Genomic DNA, 20650 nt, shown 5'->3' with positions numbered 1-20650 from the left:
ACCGGACCCGCAGGTCGCACGTCGTCGATTGTCCCTGCGCCGTCACGGCGCGCCAGAGCCCGTTCACCGGGACGGAAACGAGGGTGACGCACATGGTGGATTCTGTCTTCGTCATGCCCGGCACAGTGGCTGCTCCCCGTACGGGCATCCTGCGTGACCTGCACAGCCGCTACGAGACGGTACGGGAGGCACTGACCCGCATCGACAAGGCGGCCCGGGAACTGGGGTTGCCCGACATCAGCACCCGCCTGATCGAGGACGTGGCCGGCGAACGCCCCTACAGCCCCGAGGTGCAGTACCTGGAGATCTTCGCGGTCAGCCTCGCCACGTACCACCTGCTCCTCGCCGAGGGCGTCGAACCGGTGGCGATCGTCGGACAGAGCATCGGGGAACTCTGGGCCCTGGCCGCCGCCGGACACGTGTCGGTCGGCGACGCCGCGCGCCTGGCGGTGGCCAGGTCCCGGGCACTGACCCGGCAGGCGTGGCCGGGCACGATGCTCGCCGTCGGGGTGGACGGCCGCCGCGCGGAGTCACTCGCCGGGCTGATCGGCCACCCACACCTGGTGCTGGCCTGCGAGAACACACCCCGGCAGAGTGTCCTCAGCGGTCCGCGGCGGCAGATCGACGAGGCGGAGCGGGTGGCCGAGGCGCTCGGCTGGCCGAGTGTCCGCCTCGACGTTCCGCATCCCACCCACACCCCCGCGGTCGCGCAGGCCGCCCGGGACCTGCTGGCCACCGCCCCCCGGGTGTCCTACGGCGGTGGACGGTGGCGGGTGTCCTCACCGTGGCTGGGCCGGGACATCGGCGACGAGGACCCGGTCGAGCTGGTCGCCGGCGCGCTCACCGCCCAGGTGAGGATGTTGCACACGGTGCGTGCCCTGCACGCCGCCGGCGCGGACACGTTCATCGAATGCGGGGAGTGGCCGGTCGTCACCCGGTTCGTCGAGGCGTCGGTCCCGGGCATCCATTCGGTGGTGCCGCTGAGCGAACACGACCCGGTCGCGGCGGTCCGGGCGCTGGTCGCCGGCCGCACCGAGACGATGTCACCGCAGGTACGGACGCCAGCGTCGCCGCCTGTCCTGGCGGCCCCTCCACCCGTCACGTCCGCGCCACCGACGCCGCCGCGACCGGCTCCCCCCGTCGTGGTGCCGCCACCCGTGGCGACCGCACCCGCCCCAGCGGTCGCGGCAGTGCCGGTCGTCCCGGCGGCCCCAAGCGCCCCGGCCGCACCCCCTATCCCGTCCGTCCTGGCACCGCCGACCCCGCAGTCACCGGTCGCACCGGCCTCCCCAGCCACGGTGGCCCCCTCAGTCTCCACATCGGACACCGAGGGGCGGTACGCGGTGGTGCTGAACGAGATCCGGGCCCTGTACGGCGACTACCTGGGCTATCCGCCGGAGCTGCTCGGCGACGACGACGGCCTGGAATCCGACCTGGGCGTGGAGTCACTCAAGCAGGTCGCCCTCCTCGGCCGGGTCGCCGACCGGTACGGCCTGCCGGACCTGCGGGCCAACACCTCCCTGCTGACCGTCGGCACCCTGGGGCGGATCGCGCAGGCCGTCGTCCAGGCCCGGGGGGAGGCGACCGCCCGATGACCGACACACCAAGCCTGCACGGTCGGATCGCGTTGGTGACCGGCGCGGCCAAGAGCCTCGGCGCGGACATCGTCCGTCGACTGGCCACCTGCGGCGCACACGTCATCGTCAACTACTTCCACTCCGTCGAGCAGGCCGAACTGCTGCGCGCCGAGCTGGCGCAGGCCGGCCTCAGCGCGGAGTTCATCCGGGCCTCGGTGGCCAAACGCACCGAGATCGACAAGATGTTCGACCTGGTCCGGCAGCGGCACGGCGGCCTCGACTTCCTCGTCAACAACGCGGCCGGAGGGGCGTTCCTGCCCCTGTTCGACGTCGACGACACGTACTGGCAGCGGGCCTGGTCCACCAACGTCATGGGCGCCTACCACTGCTCCCGCCGGGCGGCCGAGCTGATGGTGGGCCGCCCGGGAGCAGGCATCCTCTGCCTGTCCAGCGTCGGCGCCCACCAGCCGGTCCCCGGGTACGGCCCCGGCGGCGTCACCAAGGCCGCCCTGGAATCCATGGTCCGGTACCTGGCACTGGAACTGGCCGACCAGGACATCCGGGTCAACACCGTGCTGCTGGGCTCCGTGGCCAGCGAGATCGTCGTCAACCTCGACGACCCGGCCGCCGCGCTCGGAGACTCGCCGCGCACCAGCGACCTGATGCGCCGCACCATCTCTACCCCCGAAGCGGCCCGGCTGCTCGTCCACCTCCTGCACCCGGACACCGGATTCATCACCGGGCAGACCCTCGTCGCCGACGGCGGCATCAGCATCGGCGGCATGCAGAGCCTGCGACTGCACAGCAAACTCGCCGCGCAGGTCGGTGTGCCCACCCGCACCCCACCGGTCCGCCCCACCGCAGCAGCCACGGCACCCGAGACGCACCCCGCGACCACCGAGGCCGCCGCCGTGCCCGAACCGGCCCCGGCCGCGACACCACGTCCGGTGCGCGACCCGCAGCCGCGCCGACCGGAGGTCGGCCCCGGCCCCGGCGGGCACGACCCGGACGCCATCGCGGTGGTCGGCCTCGGGGTGGTCCTGCCCGGCACCAACAACCCCGCCGACCTCTACGACCGGCTCCGGGAGGGCGCCCTGCTGGCCAGCGAACCGTCCGCGTTCGACCTGCGGCACTTCTGGTCGGCCAGCGCGGCGGAGACCGACAGCTTCTACATCCGGGAAGCCGGCTACGTGCAGGGCTTCGTCCCCGACCCCGCCTCGATCACCGAACCCGACGGGTTCCTGGAACACCCCGGCTGGCCACGCACCACCCGATGGCTCCGACACTGCACCGTCCAGGCCCTGGCCGGAGTACACCGCCGGTCCGGCGACCGGTGGCTGGCGGCGACCACCGGCATCCACGACCAGACCGGGCTCGGCACCCAGGGCGTCGTCCTCGGCGACGAGTACCAACGCCTGATCCGCGACGCCATCCAGAGCAGCGGCGGCGACGACTGGCTGGCCGAACTCGCCGACCACGCCATCAGCGCCCACTACGGCGGCGACGGCGGCAACCCGCTGGCCTACCTGCCCGCCTCAGTCTCCCGCAACGCGCTACGCGGCCTGATCCCGGACGACGCCCAACACCTGACCCTCGACGCGGCCTGCGCCACCGGCCTGTTCTGTCTCGACGCCGCCGTCAAGGCCCTCCGCGAGGGAAGCTGTGACGTGGCGCTGGTCGGCGGCACGTCGGTGATCGAACCGATCGGCTTCACGCTGTTCTGCCGGGCCCAGGGAATCACCGTCAGCGGCCGGATCCGCCCCTTCGACCAGGCGGCCGACGGGACCCTGATCGGTGAGGGCGCCGTCATGCTCGCGCTGAAACCGTACGCCCGCGCGGTGGCCGACGGCGACCACATCCACGGCGTCGTCCTCGGCACCGGACTGGCCGCCGACGGCCGCGGCAAGGGCATCCACGCCCCGGCCACCCGGGGACAGGAACTCGCGATCGGTCGGGCCTGGGCCGACGCCCGCGTCGACGCCTCCGACGTGGACTGGGTGGTGGCCCACGGCACCGGCACCCCCGTCGGCGACGAGGTGGAACTACGCTCCCTGCTGTCACGACTCGGCGAGCGGGACCGACCGTGCCTGTTGACGTCGAACAAACAGGTCTTCGGCCACACCGGTGTCCTGGCCGGGCTGGTGTCGGTGGCGCACGCACTGGTCGCCCTCGCCCACCGCACGATTCCCGGCCACACCGTGGTCACCGATCCCCACCCGCTGCTGGGCGACGGCACCCGCCTGACGGTGCCCGTCACCGATGCGCCCTGGCCCGTCGACGAGGCCCGCCCCCGGATGGTCGGGGTGTCCTCGTTCGGCCTCGGGGGAGCCGACGCCCACGTGGTGCTCGCCGACCGGGTGCCGTCGACCCGACCCGCGCCCCGACCGTCGGTGCCCGACCGCACCCCGGACACCGAGGACCTGGTCGTGGTGGGCTGGAGCACCCACCTGCCCGGCCTGGACCGCGACCGGGTGCCCGGCTGGCTCGCCGGCGACGGCCCGGCCCCGCAGCTCAGCTTCGGCAGCCCGTACCCGCTGCCGTCCCCCCTCGACGTGCGGATCCCACCCCGGACGATGCGGCACATGGACCCCGCCCACCTGATGATGCTCCAAGCCCTCGGGCCGCTCCTGGCCGACCTCGGCGAACCGGGAACCACACTGCGACCCACCACCGCGATCCTGGTGGGGGCGAGCCTGCCGACCACGCACAACGCCCGCGCCGCCCTACGGGTGCACGCACAGGAGTGCGCCTCGACGTTCGACCTGCTACCCGACCCCGGGCAGGCCCAGACCCTGCGGGAGTACCTCGCCAAGGCACTCGCCGACGCCGGCGACGTCATACCCGACGAGCTCAACGAGGACGACTTCACCGGCGCCGTCTCCTGCATCCTGTCCGGCCGGGCCGCCAACTACTACGACCTGCGGGGCTTCGGCACCAGCGTCTACGCCCACCGCGACTCCGCCCACAGCGCCCTCGACCTGGCCCTGCGTCAACTCCGCCACCGGGCCTGCGACCTGGCCCTCGTCGGCGCGGTCAGCCTGCGACCGATCAGCGGATGGGACCGGCACCTGGACACCCTCGTACCGGCAGGCCGGTCGGTCGCCGAGGGCGCCGCCGTCGTCGCCGTCGCCCGCCGCTCCACCGCCCGGGAACACGGCCTGCCCATCCTGGGCACCCTCGGCACCGCACCCGGGGGCACCGCCGACGACCCGGCGCACACCCTGCCCGCACCGGCCGGCACCGACCGCACCTACCTGGCCCTCGACGCCCTGCTGGCGGTGCTCCGGGCCGTCGTCACCGGCACCGACGCCGTCGTGTCCCCGGCCGCTCCCGGATCACCCACGATCCGGTTCACCAGGCCGGCCGGTCCCGACCCGGACCCGAGCAGGCCCGTCCCGGAACCGGCCGAACAGCCGATCGGCCGCCGGCAGACCCTCCACCTACGCCCCCTGACCCCACCCGACCCGGACGGGCCGGCGATCCCCGCCGGGAGCATCGTGCTCACCGACGCCGCAGACCTCGCCGCCGCGGTCACCGGACCGGACATCGCCGTCTGGTCACCGCAGCCAGGAGTCGACGCCGCCACCCACGTACCACCCGACGCCGCCGCCGACGCGCTGGCTGACCTGCCGTTCGTCCCACGCCACATCCGGATCCTCACCCGGCTCGAAACCCCCGACGACGGCGCCGACGACACCCAGGCCGCCCGGTCGGAGGACCTCCAGGACCTGGCGTTCACCACCATCCAGGCCGCACTGCCCGCGCTGCGCGCCGGCGGGTCGCTCGCCGCGTTGCTGCTCGCCGCCCTGCCGCAGGGAACGACCCACCCGCTCGCCGGTCTGTTCAGCGGACTCGTCCGCTCGGTACGGGCCGAGGTCCCGCAGTGCAGCGGGAACACCCTGATCACCGACGCGTCGCAAGCCCCGACCGCGCTGGCACAGCTGGCCCGGGCGGCGACCGCCCGGGTGCCGACGCACACCCTGGCCTGCCACGGGCAGACCTGGTCCGAACTGGCCGTCGGCGACGACGAGACCCGACCACACCACACGGCAGAACCCGCCCTGCCACCCGGAGCGATCGTGGTCGCCTTCGGTGGCGCCCGCGGCATCACCCCCGAACTCCTCGACGCCGTGGCCCGCACCACCGACCGACCCCACCTGTACCTCGTCGGCCGCACCCCGCTACCCGAGACCGACGACGAACTGCCACCCCAGGCCGAGTTCATCGCCGCCGGACGCCGGGAACACCCCGACGCGTCGGTGCGGGAACTCAAGACCAGCTACGAACGCGCCCAGGCCCGCCTGGAGGTACGCCGCACCGTGAACCGGCTCGCCGAACTCTGCGGCCCGGACCGGGTCCACCACCGGGTGTGCGACGTCCTCGACGCGGACCGCACCCAAGCCGTCCTCGACGAAGTCATCGACCGGCACGGACGCATCGACCTGCTCGTCAACACCGTCCTCGACCTGCGCTCCCGGGCACTGCACGCGAAGACCCTTGCCGACTTCCGGGCGGTACGGGCCACCAAAGCCACCGGCTACCGCAACCTCAAACGCGCCCTGGCCGGCCGGCCGCCCCGGACCTGGTGCAACTTCAGCACCCTGGCCACCCTCGCCCCCGCCCCCGGAGACGTCGACTACTGCGCCGTCAACGAATACCTGGCGTACGCGAGCGCCTGGGCCGACCGACACGCACCCGAGGGACACCGCGAACTCGCCATCCTCTGGAGCGGCTGGCGGGAGGTCGGCGTCGCCAGCAGCACCGCCATGCAGGAAACCCTGCGCCGCAACCGGATGGACGCCTACATCAGCAGCCGGCAGGGCGCCGCCCAGTTCCTCGATGCGGTGACCCGGCCCGGCAGCGGGGCGGCGGTCTTCTACCTCCGGCAGGAGGAACGCGTACTGCTGGGGCAGCGGGGAATCAGCACCGACACCACCAGCGGCCGGCTGCCACTGCCCGTACCCGACGCACCACCACCGACCCCACCGGACCCCTCCCTGGCCACGCCGCTGCTCGACGGCGTACTGCTGCGCGGCCGCCGCTGGGCGGTGTTCACCAAAACCTGGGAACCACACACCCTCGCCGAACAGGACGGCCGGTGGATGCGCCACCACCGGGTCAACGGGGAGTACGTCCTCCCCGGCACCTTCGCCCTCGAGGCCGCCGCCGGCGCCGCCGGACACCTCTGCCCCGACCTCGTCGTCACCGGATTCCGGGACCTGGTCTGCCGGACGTCGGTGACGGTCAGGTCCGCCGGACCACCCCGCACCATCACCGTGGAGGCCCAACTCACCGACCGGTCCCCGGACCGGGCCGTGGTGGCAGTCCGCATCACCACCAACCGGGTCGGCCGCAACGGCAAGATCCTGCGCTTCAACGACCTGCTCTGCGAGACGACCGTCATGCTGGCCGACCGGCACCCCACACTGCCCGCGCCGACCGACCAGGTGACACACCGCCCCGAACCGGACTTCACCATGCCGGTCTACTCCGCCGACCTGCCGATCACCCTCAGCGGCCCGTTCGCCGGAACCGGCGAGTACGCCCGTGGACCGGACGGCACGAGCGCCACGTTCCGCCTGGACCATGAGGCGTGGAACCCGGCCCTGGCCGGGATGACCGTACCGGCGATCCTGCTGGACGCGATGGTGCACCTGCTGCTTCTGCCGCCACCCGGCGACCGGCCACCCCTGGTCGGCCCGATGGCCGGCATCGAGGCGGTGGACCTCGGCGGACCGGGCAACGACTGCCAGCTCAGCGCCGCGCACCCGACGATCCGGCTGCACTGCCGGTTCGCCGACGGCGCGTTGACCGCGTCGACCACGGACGGCCACGTCCTGGCCCGGATCACCGGGGTCAGCGCGCACGCCACCGACCACAGCGGGAGGTTGATCCGGCCACACGCCGACCTCCCCCAGCCGGCCCTTCCCTGACAGCCGAGGAGACAGCGGTGTTGTGGCACGACATCACGATCGCCGGAACCGGTTCCTGGATACCCCCGATCCGACCCGAGCACGACCCGTGGGGCGGCACCCAGGCCGGTCCGTCGTCCATGGCGGCGGCCAACGGGTTCACCTCGGCGGCAGTCTCGACCGGGGAGACCGCCACCCAGATGGCGGCCCGGGCCGCCCTGCTGGCCCTGCGCCACGCCGAGGTCCCCAGCGCCGATGTGAGCCTGCTGGCCCACGCCACCTTCCAGGACGAGGACCACTACACGCCCGCGCCGTACCTGCTGCGGGTCCTCGGAGCCACCCGTACCACCGGCATCGAGGTCGGCGCGGCCAGTGACGGCGGCGCGGCCGCCCTGGTGACCGCCGCCGAACACCTCACCGCCCAACCCACCGCCCCGGCGGCCCTGGTCACCGCCGGAGCCCGCTTCCCCCACCAGCGGTGGGGCCACGTCCGCGACATCGGCTACGTCGCCGGTGACGCCGGCGCCGCCGCGGTACTCACCCGGGGCACCGGCTTCGCCCGGCTGCTGGCCACCGCCCAAGCCACCGAACCGGAGCTGGAGGTGCTGACCCGCGCCGGTGAGCGGGGCACCGCCGCCGGCGACGGCCGACGGTTCCTCGCCGAACAGACCGGACTCCTGCCGCACATCGGGGCGCTGCAACGCCGCACCCGCCACTGTGTCGACACCGTCCTCGACGAGACCGGCCTGGCCGCGGCCGACATCTCGCACGTGGTGGCCATCGCGATCGGGTCAGCCGTGCTCGACCTGGTGCTCTCCGGACCCCCGCTGCACCGCCGCGCCACCGACAGCAGCTGGACCTTCGGCCGCCACCTCGGCCACGCCGGCCCCTGCGACGTGCTGCTCGCCCTGGACCGGATGTTCCGCACCGGCGCGCTGCGGGTCGGGGACCACGTCCTCGTCGTGAGCTTCGGCCTCGGCTTCCGCTGGACCACCGCCCTGCTCGAGATCACCCGCCCACCGCCCGGTGCGACGACGTCGGACCGGAGAACGAGGTAACCCATGACCGAGACGACCACGACGACCACCGCGTCGATTCCCCTGGCACCAGGCGCACTACCGCTCCTCGGACACGCGTTGCCCCTGTTGCGGGATCCACTGGCCTTCATCCGTTCCCTGGCCGGCTACCCCAGGATGGTGCGGGTCCGGTTGGGCCCGACCTCCGCGGTGCTGATCTGCGACCCGACCCTGACCCGGCACATCTTCGTCAACGACCGGACCTTCGACAAGGGCGGCCCGATCTACGACCGGATTCGGGAGGTCATCGGCGACGGGCTGTCCACCTGCCCGTACCCGCTGCACCGGCGACAACGGCGACTGTGCCAACCGTCGTTCCACCCACAGCGCCTACACGGGTACGCGGCGGTGTTCGGCCGGGCCTCCCACGCCACCGCCGGCTCCTGGCACGACGGTCAGGTGCTCGACGTCACCCGGGAGATGATGACGCTGACCACCCAGGCCACCATGGAGACGATGTTCAGCGGGTCCCTCCCCGCGGACACCCTCCGCCGCGCCCTGGCCGACACCAACACCGTGGTCAGCGCCTTCTTCCGCCGGATGATGACCCCGGCCCTGCTACGCCGGCTGCCGACCCCCGCCAAACGACGCTACGACCAGGCCCGCAGCCGGCTCTTCGCCACCATCACCGAGATCGTCGCCGCCCGCCGGGCCGACCCCACCGACCACGCCGACCTGCTCTCCGCACTGGTCGCGGCCGTCGACGTGGAAAGCCGTGACCACGAGCAGCGGCTCAGCGACTCCGAACTGGCCGACCAGGCCCTCACCTTCTTCCTCGGCGGCATGGAGACCACCGCCATCACCCTGGCCTGGGCACTGCACCTGTTGGCCACCCATCCGGAAATCCAACACGCACTACAGGCCGAAACCGACACCGTCCTGGCAGGCGCGCTCCCCGGCCCCGAACACCTGCCCCGGCTCGACCTGGCGACCCGGGTGGTCACCGAAACCCTCCGGCTCTACCCGCCGGCCTGGATGATGACCCGCACCGTCGCCCAGGAGGCCGAACTCGACGGGGTACGGCTACGCCGCGGCGACACCCTCGTGCTCAGCCCGTACCTGATTCACCGGCGGCCCGACCTGTACGCCGACCCGGACCACTTCGACCCGGACCGCTGGCGCGGCACCTCACCCGACCGGACCGGCTACGTCCCGTTCGGCGCCGGCGCCCGCAAGTGCATCGGGGACCAGTTCGCGCTCACCGAGGCGATCCTGGCCCTGACCGCGGTGGCGGCCCGCTGGGAGTTGTCCCCCGTCGGCGAGGAACCCTTCCGACCCAAGGTGGAGACCAGCCTCAGCTCCCGAGGGCTGCGCCTGCGGCTGCGGCGTCGCCTGACGGAGCCCTCCGGGACCGACGCGCCGCCGGTCGCCACGTCGCAGCCCCTACCTGTGCCGTCGCCCCCCGGACCGGGCCCTGACGCCTGCCCGGTCGCCCACTAGGAGAACAACCATGAGATCACTGGTCAAACAGCTGCTTCGCAACCGTGAGATCCGCCGGCACACCGCCGCACCCGCCGACCGGCTCCACCCGCCCACGCGTCCCGACCCGAACGGGTGGTTCTGCGTGGCCTTCTCCGACGAGGTCCGCCCCGGGGCCATCACCACCCGCCCGTTCATGGGGGGCGAGGTGGTCGTCTACCGGACCCCCCGCGGGTTGCTGCGGGCGGTCCGCCCACGCTGCCCCCACCTCGGGGCACACCTGGGCGTCGGTGGAACACTCGACGGTGAGGAGATCGTCTGTCCCTTCCACCGGTTCGCCTTCGACCCCTCCGGGGCCTGCGTACGGACCGGGTACGACCTGCCACCGCCCAAGGCGACCCTCACCCAGTTCCCCGTCTGCGAGGCCAACGGGTCGATCTACGTGTGGCGGCACGCGCTCGGCCTCGCACCGCAGTGGCAGGTGCCGATCTTCGGCCTGGACGAGCGGCAACCCTTCAGCCACAACACCTTCGACATCGCCGGTCACCCGCAGGACGTCATCGAGAACGCCTTCGACTGGGGGCACCTCCCGGCGCTGCACGGGCTGCGGGACCTGGTCATCGAGGGCACGCCGGTGATGGGGGAGCCGATCAGCACGGTCACCGCGACCGCCCGGGGAACGGTCATGCGCCAGAGCCGCCAGTCCTACACCCTCACCGTGATCGGACTGGCCACCATCGCGGCCCGCACCCGGTTGCCCAACGGCGCGGGCGATCTCCACGTCATGCTGCACGCGACCCCCACCACCGCCGGTCGGATCCAACTGCGGTTCGGCACCAAGCTGGAGCTTGCCGGTCTGCCGTTCCTGCCCGAGCGGGCCGCCCGCGCGACGGCGATGCCCGTCGCGCGGCTGCTCGGCGCGATCGCCCAACGGGTGGCCTCGGTCGACACCGGCGCGGACCTGCTGATGTGGCACCACCAGGAGCACGTCGAACAGCCGAAGCTCGCCCGGGGCGACGGCCCGATCGGGCGGTACCGGCAGTGGGCGCGGCAGTTCTACACCGACCCCACCCCGTCCGGTGATTCCACCGACGCCGCCGCCTCCAGGACGTCCACCACCAACGGTTCGCCGGCTGTCAACGGATCGCCGGCTGTCAACGGATCGCCGGCTGTCAACGGTTGGCCGGTCGCCAACGGATCGTCCCTCGACGAACGGAAGGCCGGCCGCTCCGAGGTGTGACCGTGGCCGCCGTGGCCTGCGAACCGTGCCGGTGCCGTCGCGGCAACGAAGGGAGACCCTCTTGACGGGGCAGAACACAACGCCGGGTGCCGCGCAACGACTGGCGGTGCTGGGCGCGGGAGTGATGGGGACGGGCATCGCCGCATTGGCGGTCGGGCACGGGATCGCCGTGTCCATGATCGACGTGGACCGCCGTCGCCTGGCCGAGGCCACCGACCGGGTCGACCGGCAGGTCCGGACGGCCCGGCTGATGGGTGCCCTACCGGAGGACACCCGACCCGGTCCGCTGGACGTCGGACTGTCCCTCGCGGACGTCCCGACCGGGCGGACCGGCACCTTCACCGCAGTGGTCGAGGCGGTCACCGAGGACCCCAACGCCAAGGCGAAGGTACTGGCGGACGTCTCCGCCCTGGTGGCACCCGGCATCCCGGTGGTGTCGAACACCTCCTCGATCCCCATCGGCGAACTGGCCCGGTCGGTGGCACGACCGGAAGACCTGATCGGCAGCCACTTCATGAACCCGCCCTACCTGATCCGGACCGTCGAGGTGATCCGCGGCCCGCGTACCGGTCCGCACACCCTGGACGCGGTACGCGGGCTGCTCACCACCCTGGGCCGGGAGTCGGTGGTGGTCGAGGACGCCCCGGGCTTCGTCACCAGCCGGATCCTGCACCCGATGATCAACAGTGCGGTCCGGGTGGTGGCCGCCGGCACGGCGAGCGTCGAATCCGTCGACAGACTCCTGCAGGGATGTCTGGGGCATCCGACCGGTCCGCTGCGTACCGCCGACCTGATCGGCCTGGACAACCTGGTCGACTCCCTGTGGGTGCTGCACGAACGCACCGGCGACGAGAACTGCCGCCCCTGTGAGCTGCTGCTGACCAAGGTCCAGGCCGGCCACCTCGGCCGCAAGAGCGGACGGGGTTTCTACCACTACGAGGGAGACCTGTGATGACTGTGCCATCCGACCAGGAGGTGTCGGACACCGGCGACCGGGTCGACACCGCCGCGCCGGAACTGGTGCGCTTCCTGACGGCGCGTACCGGGCGGACCTGGCCGCCGGACACGGACCTCTTCGCCACCGGTGGGCTGTCGTCGCTGTTCGCGATGGAGTTGGTCGTACACCTGGAGCAGACGTACGGGGTCTCCGTACGCGGCACCGACCTGCGGTTGGACAACTTCCGCACGGTGCGCCGGATGGTGGCCCTGGTCGACCGGCTCCGCACGAGCGAACCCGGCGACCACGGTGCCTGAGACCATCGCCGCCACCACGCCCACCGTCACGCCCGCCCAGGCCGCCACGCTCGTCGCCCGCCTGGTCGGCGACCGGGCGGGCGACTGGGACCGGGCGGGCCGGCTACCCGTGGACGTGGTGCGCGCACTCCACACCGCCGGCCTGCTCGCCCCCCAGATCCCGACCGGGTACGGCGGACCGGGCTGGAGCAGCCTGGACAGCGGCGAGTTCACCGCCCGGGTGGGCAGCCTGTGCAGCTCCCTGCGCAGCGTCATGACCTCCCAGGCGATGGCGGCCTGGACCATCGAACGGGTGGCCGACCAGACCCAGGCCAGGTCGCTGCTGCCCCGCCTGGCCGCCACGGACACGGCCGCCGTGGCCTTCAGCGAACCGCAGGCGGGCAGCGACCTGTCGGCGATGACCACCACCGTCACCATGACGGGCGACACCCTGCGCCTCGACGGCCACAAGGTGTGGGTGACCGCCGCCGACCACGCCGACCTGCTCCTGGTCTTCGCCCGCCTCGGCGACCAGGGAGCCGTCGTGGTGGTGCCCCGGGCCACCCCGGGGGTACGGGTGCACCGGCGGGCGGATCCGCTGGGCTGCCGGGCCGCCGGCCACGCCGACGTGTGGTTCGACGCGGTACGGCTACCCGCCAGCAGCCTGCTCGGTGCCGGCGGGCAGTCGCTGTCCCTGCTGGTGACCACGGCGTTGAGCTACGGCCGGATGTCGGTCGCCTGGGGGTGCGTGGGGATCCTGCGGGCCTGTGTGGCGGCAGCCGTCGCACACGCCCGTTCCCGCCACCAGTTCGGCCGCCCGCTGGCCCGACACCAGCTCGTCGCCCGGCACCTGGCCGACCTGTGGGCTGCCGAGCAGGTGGCCACCCGGGTCTGTGAGCACGCCAGCCGCTGCTGGGACACCGGCTCACCCGACGTGGTCACCGCCACCGTCCTGGCCAAGTACGTCAGCGCCGGGCACGCCACCCGGGCCGCCGCCGACGCGGTCCAGATCCTGGCGTCGGCCGGTGCGGTCGACGGGCACCCCGTCGCCCGGGCGTACCGCGACGCCAAGCTCATGGAGATCATCGAAGGCAGCACCGAGATGTGTCAGCTGATGCTGGCCGACCACGCGGTGAACCGCCGGTGACCCCACCGCCGCGCCGCCTGCCCGCCCGCTCATCCCATACTGCCCAAGATCGGCAGTCCACGAAGGAGTCGACGTGACCGACACCGTCCCGACGGTCCCGCCCGTGACCGTGAAGTGCCTGGTCTGGGATCTGGACGACACCCTCTGGCAGGGTGTCCTGCTGGAGGACGAACAGGTCGTGCTCCCCGACCCGATCCGGGCGGTGATCACCGGGCTGGACGCCCGGGGCATCCTCCAGTCGGTCTGCAGCCGCAACGACCACGAGCCGGCCTGGGCCCGGCTGCGCGCGCTCGGTGTCGCCGAGTACTTCGTGGCACCGCAGATCGGATGGGGACGCAAGTCCGACGCGGTCCAGCGGATCGCCGACCGGCTGGGCTTCGCGCTCGGCACCGTCGCCTTCATCGACGACCAGCCGGCCGAACGGGCCGAGGTCGCCTTCCACCTCCCGCAGGTACGCTGCTACGACGCCGACGCCGCCACAACCCTGTTGGACCGGCCCGAGTTCACTCCGACGTCGGTGACCGTGGACGCCCGGCGACGCCGGCAGATGTACCAGGCCGGTCAACGGCGGGCAGACGAGCAGGCCCGGTTCACCGGCCCGGCGGAGGACTTCCTGCGCTCGCTGGAACTGGTGATGCGCATCCGGCGCGCCGACGCCGCGGACCTGTCGCGGGTCGAGGAGTTGACCCTGCGGACCAGCCAGATGAACGCGACCGGAGTGCACTACCCGGACCAGGCGTTGCGGGCCCTGTTGGCCGACCCCCGGTACGAGGTCCTGGTCACGACGTTGACCGACCGGTTCGGGCCGCACGGCGCGGTCGGTGTGCTGGTCCTGGAGAAACACCCCGGAGTGTGGCACCTGCGGCTGCTCGCCACCTCGTGCCGGGTGGTGTCCTTCGGCACCGGCACCGTCCTACTGACCTGGCTGGTGGACCAGGCCGCCCGAGCCCACGTGCACCTGATCGCCGACTTCCGCCCCAACGACCGGAACCGGATGATGGAGATCGCCTACCGGTTCGCCGGCTTCGACGAGGAGCCCTGCGCATGCCGGGACCGCATCGCCGTCGACGGCGACCGGGCCGTCCAGCGACTGCACCTGGCGGCACGCCGGCAACCGGCACCGTCGACGTTCCAGCTGACCGCCCCCGACCTGGCCGGCCCGGCGACCGTCGGCGCGGGTTGACCGCCCGCGCCCGGCCCCCACCGGCCGGGCGGCGGTGTGGAGGTCAGCCGGCCCGCCGGCGGGCCAACGTGATGCCGTCGGCCATCGGAAGCAGACACACGTCCACCCGTTGGTCGTCGCGGATCATGGCGTTGACCCGCCGTACCCCGGCGGTGTCCGGATCACCGGCGGTCGGGTCGACCACCCGGCCGAAGAACAGCGTGTTGTCCACCACCACCAGTCCACCGGGGCGTACGAGTTGCACCGCCAATTCGTAGTACTGCGGATAGTTCGCTTTGTCGGCGTCGACGAAAACGAGATCGAAGCTGCCACCGGTGCCTTCGTCGAGCATTTTTTCCAGGGTTTTGACGGCCGCGCCGATGCGTACCTCGATGCGGTCGGAAACCCCCGCGCGGTGCCAGTACTCGGCACCGATCTCCGGCCACCGTGCACTGATGTCACAGGTCACCACCCGGCCGTGCGGTGGCAACGCCCGGGCCATGCACAGGGTGCTGTAACCGGTGAAGGTGCCCACCTCCAGCACCCTCGTGGCCCCGACCAGGGACACCAGCAGCGCAAGGAGTTGTCCCTCCTCGGCCATCACCTGCAGGGACTGACCGCCGGGCAGCTCACCGGTGTGCGTGCGTAACGCCCGAAGGACGTCGTCCTCCCTGAGCGAGAATTCCCGGACATAGGCCAGAAGCTCCGGGCCGACCCCGATCTGATTAGCCATGCCAGCAATTTTAGAGACAATTTGCCGCCGTACTCAAGGTGTGGCACAAGCCATTTTGGTGGCTCCCGAGAATGCGGCGGGGACGGTGGGTAGCTCAGGGTAGAGCGGCGTGGGCCTCGGTGAGGAAGCTGTCGCGGTCGTCCCCGTGGGCGATCGCCGCATCGCGGACGATATCGATCGTGGCGGCCAGCGGGTCGTGGTTGGCCAGCGCGACCAGGGCGGGGAATGCGACAGCCTGCCGAAGCACCTCGGTGACACCGAACGCGCTGAACACCGGGTCCGGCGAGAGGGAAATCGTGGTGTGGGGCACCTCGGGGTCCGACATCAGCCGACGGTACGCGGCGGCAGCACTCTGCTCGGTGAGGGCGCGCGGCAGTGGGCGGCCGGCCTCAGCGGCGGCGAGAGCATCGGCGATCCAGCCGAGCTGCTCCAGTCCGGCCACCCGCATCGCACGGCGGGCCGACCAGCAGGCCACCTCCCGCTGCCGATCGGCGGGCAGCGCGTCGATGCGGTCGAGTAGCCGGCGGTCGATCCGCGCCAGGGACTGCGCGTGTCCGAAGAGTCTGCGGACCCGATCCGACGGGGGAGGACCACCCCACCGCGCGGCTTTCTGTTCGGCCCGGAGCCGGCGGACCTTCTCGGCCCGAGCGGTCGCCTCGGCGGCCTGCCCCCGCAGGGTCTCGACCCACGGGAGTGTCCCGGAGCCGTCGAGCAGATGGTCCCAGATCAGGCCGAGGGCGACGGCGTGCCGGCCCCGTACTCCCTCATGCCGCAGCGTGACGCCGTCGGGACCGGTCGTCAGCCGTACCGTGGTGGGCTCGTCGTCCGGCAGGGCGGTCAGCGGGGCAGGGAAGAGCGGATCTGGTATTCAGCCCCCGCGCTCTCCTCGACGCCCGGTCACCCTCAGCCCCCAAACCCGGAACTCTGCCGACAGAGGAGTGAACCAAGGTGTTCCCCGGCTCGTCAGGCGCGATGGCGGCGGGTCTTCTCGATGACGTCGCGGCCGTCGACGTCCTGCTGGCGGGGTGCGTAGCCGGCCTTACGTAGGGCGGCCATCGTGTCGGCCGTGGTGGCTTGGCTGGCGAGCACGGTCGGGGCGAGCAGCCGCAGGTTGAGCTTGTCCAGCCGCTTGTCGGCGACGACATGGGCCAGCAGCGCGGTGTCGTCGCTGACCAGGGTGCTGGCCACGGGCGTGACCCGTACCGACCCGTGTCGGCGGGCGACATCGGCGAGCAGGTAGACCAGTGGTTGTGGCAGTCCGCCGTCGGCGATTTTCCTCAGGGCTCTGACCAGGCGCTGCTCGGTCCAGCCCGAGTCGTATGCGCCGCGTACCGTCGCTGGGCTGAAGCGCCAGGTCGTCGCTGTGCCCCGGGACTCGACGACGGCGGTCGCGCCGAGGACTTCAGCCAGCTCCGGGCTCGGTGTTCCCGCCACGACAGCGGTCAGGTCCGCCTGCAGCCGGGCCGTACGGGCGACCTCACCCAGGTCGCCCACCGCCTTGGCGATGTCCGTGCCGGCCAGCAGCGCCTGCCCGGCCGGGCTCACGGCCCCCGCGCCGAGCGCCCCCAACGTCGCGGCCTCGTCCAGCAGGCCACGTACGGTCGTGGTACCGCCGAAGGCCAGCGGCTGCCACCACCATATCCACTGCGCCGCGTGCTCCAGATCTGTCGTCGCCCGGTCGCCCAACGCCTGCAGTACTGCCATCCGGGCGCGGGCCGACCAGTTCTGGTGGTGCTCCGCAACCCACGGCCCGGTCTGCGACGACGGCAGATAGTCCAGGTCGCGCCACGCCTTCAGCATCACCGCGAGCCGCTGCTGCAGGCCGAGCTTGAGCCAGCGGTCGTACGCGGCCGTCGGGACCACGCGTTCATCGAGGTCGGCCAGCCCGGCCTCATGGGCCACCGCCAGTAGCAGCCGGGCGGTCGGAACCGTCACGCCCAGCGTCTTCGCCGTCCGGGTCAACTCGCGCACGCCCACGCCGCCAGCCTTGACCGTAGCGAGGGGCTCCCGTCCCGCCCCGTCCAGCAGCGCCGACAACAGGCCGACCACAGCGATACCCTGGGCCTGTGCGTCGCGGCGCACTGACGCAGGCTGCGGCGTATGCCAGGCAACCAGCGGCTCCTGTGGCTGGAACGGAGCGCGGTAGTCCGCTTCTCGCACAGCGAGTGCGACCTGACCTGCCAGCTGATAGTCCTCCCAGGTCACGCGGTAGACCAGCCCGTGCTCCTCGGCCCAGTCCAGCGGATGCACCCGCCGGTAGCGGTCCGTGAACCGACTCCGGTGTGCCATGCTGCTGCCCCCGTAGCGACGGACCTGTCCACCGTCGCGGTCAGCCTCCTCCACCGCCGCCCGGGTCGCGGCCGGCATCCGCTTCACCAGAGCGTGCACGTTGTCCATGTCGTGGAAGAACTCCTCCACCTCCGCCAGCAGTTCCGCCTTACGGCCCTTCGCGGCCAGCCCCAGGTTGCGCGCCACCACCTTCAGGTCATCGGCGCTCAACGCGGCGGCGAGCTGACCAGCGGCCGGGCCGACACCCAGCGGCCGGGAGAAGACCTCTCGCACGACGCCGCTCACCGTGAGTCGGCCCCGCAGTCGCCTGACGAGCCCCGCATCGGTGGCGCGCTGCAGGTACGGCGTCGCGTCGGCGCCGACCAACGCCGACACCTCCGCCTCGGTGACCAGGCCACCCAGCGCCAGAGCTGTCTCCAACGCCTGAAGGGTCGGCAGGTCAAGGCCAGCAAGCTGATCAAATGGACTCACGACTGCACTCCCAGAACATCCGGCGACCCCTGGATCCAACCGCGCGAACCCGTTGCGCGTGACGGGACCCGCCCGGCAAGGACACTACGCGGCCAGGGGCGACCTGGGCCGGGTCCGGCTGCTGGTCGTAGGCCAGCGGCACGGTCGACGCGAACAGGTGCTCGGTCGCCAGGCGTGGGTTGCCGATTTTCCGGAGGCCGACCTCCACGAATTGGTGATCCGTTCGACCGCGACCGGACGGGTCCAACCGCACCGGAGCCGTCTGCCGCGCCCGGATCAACCCACGGTCTGCCCGGTGCGCGAGGAGGGATCGTCCATCAGGTCCTGGACCACGGTCCACAGGTGGCCGGCACCGGAGAACAACGCGGGGTCGAGCACCTCGTCGCCGAAGTCGACACCGAACTCCTTCTCCAACTCCGCCAGGAGCGCTGTCGCCCGCAACGAGTCCAGGCCGAGGTCGACGAGAGGCTCCGCCGGGATGTCCTGAGCCGAGGAGAGCGCCGCCAGGTAACGGCGCAGGATCGCCTCGAACGGCGCCGGCCAGGTGGTGGGTGACGACATCTAGGTCTCCGTCCTGGGCGGGGCCGCATCGGCATGGTCGAGGAACCGTCGGGTCAGCGCCGGATAGTCGATCTTGCCGTTGCTGTTCGTGTCGATCGCACCCACTGCGAGCCACCGCGTCGGCAACATGTAGGGGGGCAACGTCCGGGCCAGTGCGGACCGTACCGCCGCGTGGTCCGGCGGCCGGTCGCCGGCGGCCACGTAGGCGATGCCGATCTCGCGCCCGGCGGCCTCGGGTGAATCCACCGCCACGATCGCCACGTCGGCGAACTCCGGCAGTTGCCGCGCCACCCGGGCGATCTCGTCCAGTTCGACCCGGTAACCGCGGGACTTGATCTGCCGGTCACCACGACCGTGGAAGTAGGCGAGTCCCTCCTCGTCGAGGCTGGCCCGGTCCCCGGTGCGGTACCAGCGGGTGGAGTCGTCACCCTCGACGGTGCCGAACACCGCCGCCGTCTCCGCCGGGCTTCGCCAGTACCCCGGACTGAGTCCGACCCCGGCGATGTGGAGGTCACCGACCACGCCGGTCGGCACCGGCCGCCGGTGTTCGTCGAACACTCCCAGGCGTTCACCGGGCAGCGCGGTGCCGATCGGCACGTCGGCACCCGGCGCCGGCATCGACCCGACGTCGTAGTAACTGCTCGCGACAGTGGTCTCGGTGGGCCCGTAGAGGTTGGTGAACCGGACGTGCGGCAGGCTCGCCATCCAGTGGCGCAGGCCGTCGACCGGAAAGGCGTCCCCGCACCAGATCAACCGGCGAAGCTCCGGCATGTCCCGTACCACCCCACGGTTGGCCATCGCCATGAGAACCGACGGCACGGACGACCACTGGGTCAGCCGCGACTCACGGATGAACCGCGCCAGCAGATCAGGTACGAGGTTGTAGTGCGCCGGGACAAGGTGCAGCGACGCGCCGGCCGCCACGGCCGAGTAGATGTCGAGCACGGAGAAGTCGAACGACAGGGCCGAGTGGCAGGAGAGCCGGTCCACGTTGGTCAGTTGGAAGTGTTCCCGTGCCCAGGAGGCCAGCCACAGCACGCTCTCGTGCGTGATCGGCACCCCCTTCGGCACCCCTGTCGAACCTGAGGTGAAGAGCAGGTACGCGAGGTCGGTGGGGGTCGGTTCGGTGGCCGGTGGCGTGGCCGGTGCGGCGGCGATCTCGGCCGCCACGACGTCCTGCGGTCGCCGGGCCTCCGGCGGCGGGTCGGTGAGCCAGACCGTCACGGCCGACGGACCGTCCCAGCACTGCCGGAGCAGGCGGTGGGTGGAGGCATCACCGATGGTCAACCGTGGCTCGGCCGCGACGATCCGGGGCCGCAGCCGGGCCGGCGGACCGGCGGTGTCCAGCGGAACGTAGACGCCACGGCATTTCAGGACCGCGAAGATGGCGCAGATCGCCGCGGCGGACCGGGGGAGCAGGAGGACGACCCGGTCACCCGGCCGGAGTCCACGGGCCGCCAGGACGTGGGCGAGGCGGCTGCTCTCCCGCTCCAGATCGCCGTAGGTCAGCACACCGCCCTCGTCGGCCACCGCCACACTCGACGCATCACGCTCGGCCTGTTCGCGGACCAGATCGACGAGGCTGCCACGTGCCACGGCCGGTATCCCCATGGCGGGCCTCCCCTCCGGACCTCGTAGTCGGTGACGCCGACGAAAATTCCTGCCTTTCTACCACACGAACATGTCCACAGAGGACGCGGAGAAGCACGGCCAGAGCACAGCGAACTCGCTGCCCGAGCAGTGCCCGAGACCCTGCTTGACACCCGGCACCCGCTCGCCGATTCTCTAGGTGACCACTGGTCGATGCCGTTCCTCGGGCCGGTCCAACTG

Annotated in this window: 14 protein-coding genes; 9 read left to right on the top strand and 5 right to left on the bottom strand. The window is 72.1% G+C overall.

Annotation, left to right across the window (positions count from 1 at the left end; translation table 11 throughout):
• Positions 1-92 precede the first annotated feature (92 nt).
• The 9 genes from AB0K25_RS21625 to AB0K25_RS21585 all read left to right on the top strand — a co-directional run bounded on the left by AB0K25_RS21625 (position 93) and on the right by AB0K25_RS21585 (position 14787).
• A complete protein-coding gene (locus AB0K25_RS21625; protein WP_363822275.1) occupies positions 93-1595 on the top strand; it encodes an acyltransferase domain-containing protein in 1503 nt (500 codons plus the stop codon).
• On the top strand, positions 1592-7510 hold the full coding sequence (locus tag AB0K25_RS21620) for an SDR family oxidoreductase (protein ID WP_363822272.1): 5919 nt from the start codon (positions 1592-1594) through the stop codon (positions 7508-7510). Before AB0K25_RS21625 ends, AB0K25_RS21620 begins: the two co-directional genes overlap by 4 nt.
• A 17-nt stretch (positions 7511-7527) precedes the next feature.
• The gene (locus AB0K25_RS21615) at positions 7528-8547 is read left to right on the top strand and encodes a 3-oxoacyl-[acyl-carrier-protein] synthase III C-terminal domain-containing protein (RefSeq protein ID WP_363822269.1); all 1020 of its coding nucleotides are present in this window, start codon (positions 7528-7530) and stop codon (positions 8545-8547) included.
• A gap of 3 nt (positions 8548-8550) precedes the next feature.
• Complete coding sequence (locus AB0K25_RS21610) at positions 8551-10005, top strand: cytochrome P450 (protein ID WP_357537324.1); 1455 nt, start codon at positions 8551-8553, stop codon at positions 10003-10005.
• 10 nt (positions 10006-10015) lie between these two features.
• Entirely contained in the window at positions 10016-11224 is a 1209-nt protein-coding gene (locus AB0K25_RS21605) for a Rieske 2Fe-2S domain-containing protein (protein ID WP_363822265.1), read from the top strand.
• 61 nt (positions 11225-11285) lie between these two features.
• On the top strand, positions 11286-12176 hold the full coding sequence (locus tag AB0K25_RS21600; protein ID WP_363822262.1) for a 3-hydroxyacyl-CoA dehydrogenase family protein: 891 nt from the start codon (positions 11286-11288) through the stop codon (positions 12174-12176).
• Positions 12176-12478, top strand: coding sequence for an acyl carrier protein (locus AB0K25_RS21595; RefSeq protein WP_219460244.1), 303 nt, complete (start codon positions 12176-12178; stop codon positions 12476-12478). Before AB0K25_RS21600 ends, AB0K25_RS21595 begins: the two co-directional genes overlap by 1 nt.
• A complete protein-coding gene (locus AB0K25_RS21590; RefSeq protein ID WP_357537321.1) occupies positions 12471-13604 on the top strand; it encodes an acyl-CoA dehydrogenase family protein in 1134 nt (377 codons plus the stop codon). The genes AB0K25_RS21595 and AB0K25_RS21590 overlap by 8 nt, the downstream gene beginning before the upstream one ends.
• A 73-nt stretch (positions 13605-13677) precedes the next feature.
• Entirely contained in the window at positions 13678-14787 is a 1110-nt protein-coding gene (locus tag AB0K25_RS21585) for an HAD-IIIC family phosphatase (protein WP_219460247.1), read from the top strand.
• A 43-nt stretch (positions 14788-14830) separates the two neighbouring features.
• Here the strand turns inward: AB0K25_RS21585 and AB0K25_RS21580 are convergent, their stop codons facing one another.
• From AB0K25_RS21580 to AB0K25_RS21560, 5 genes are all read right to left on the bottom strand, one after another.
• Complete coding sequence (locus tag AB0K25_RS21580) at positions 14831-15499, bottom strand: class I SAM-dependent methyltransferase (protein ID WP_219460250.1); 669 nt, start codon at positions 15497-15499, stop codon at positions 14831-14833.
• 94 nt (positions 15500-15593) lie between these two features.
• Positions 15594-15941 carry a hypothetical protein gene (locus AB0K25_RS21575; protein WP_363822257.1) on the bottom strand — a complete coding sequence of 116 codons (348 nt, stop codon included), beginning with the start codon at positions 15939-15941 and terminating at the stop codon, positions 15594-15596.
• Between the two features lie 521 nt (positions 15942-16462).
• The gene (locus tag AB0K25_RS21570; RefSeq protein WP_363822255.1) at positions 16463-18163 is read right to left on the bottom strand and encodes a helicase-associated domain-containing protein; all 1701 of its coding nucleotides are present in this window, start codon (positions 18161-18163) and stop codon (positions 16463-16465) included.
• A gap of 372 nt (positions 18164-18535) precedes the next feature.
• Complete coding sequence (locus AB0K25_RS21565) at positions 18536-18820, bottom strand: acyl carrier protein (RefSeq protein WP_219460261.1); 285 nt, start codon at positions 18818-18820, stop codon at positions 18536-18538.
• Complete coding sequence (locus tag AB0K25_RS21560) at positions 18821-20416, bottom strand: amino acid adenylation domain-containing protein (RefSeq protein WP_363822252.1); 1596 nt, start codon at positions 20414-20416, stop codon at positions 18821-18823.
• Positions 20417-20650: the final 234 nt, after the last annotated feature.

Source organism: Micromonospora sp. NPDC049257, from assembly GCF_040678915.1.
GTDB lineage: Bacteria > Actinomycetota > Actinomycetes > Mycobacteriales > Micromonosporaceae > Micromonospora > Micromonospora antibiotica.
This window is presented reverse-complemented; position numbering and strand designations above follow the sequence as displayed.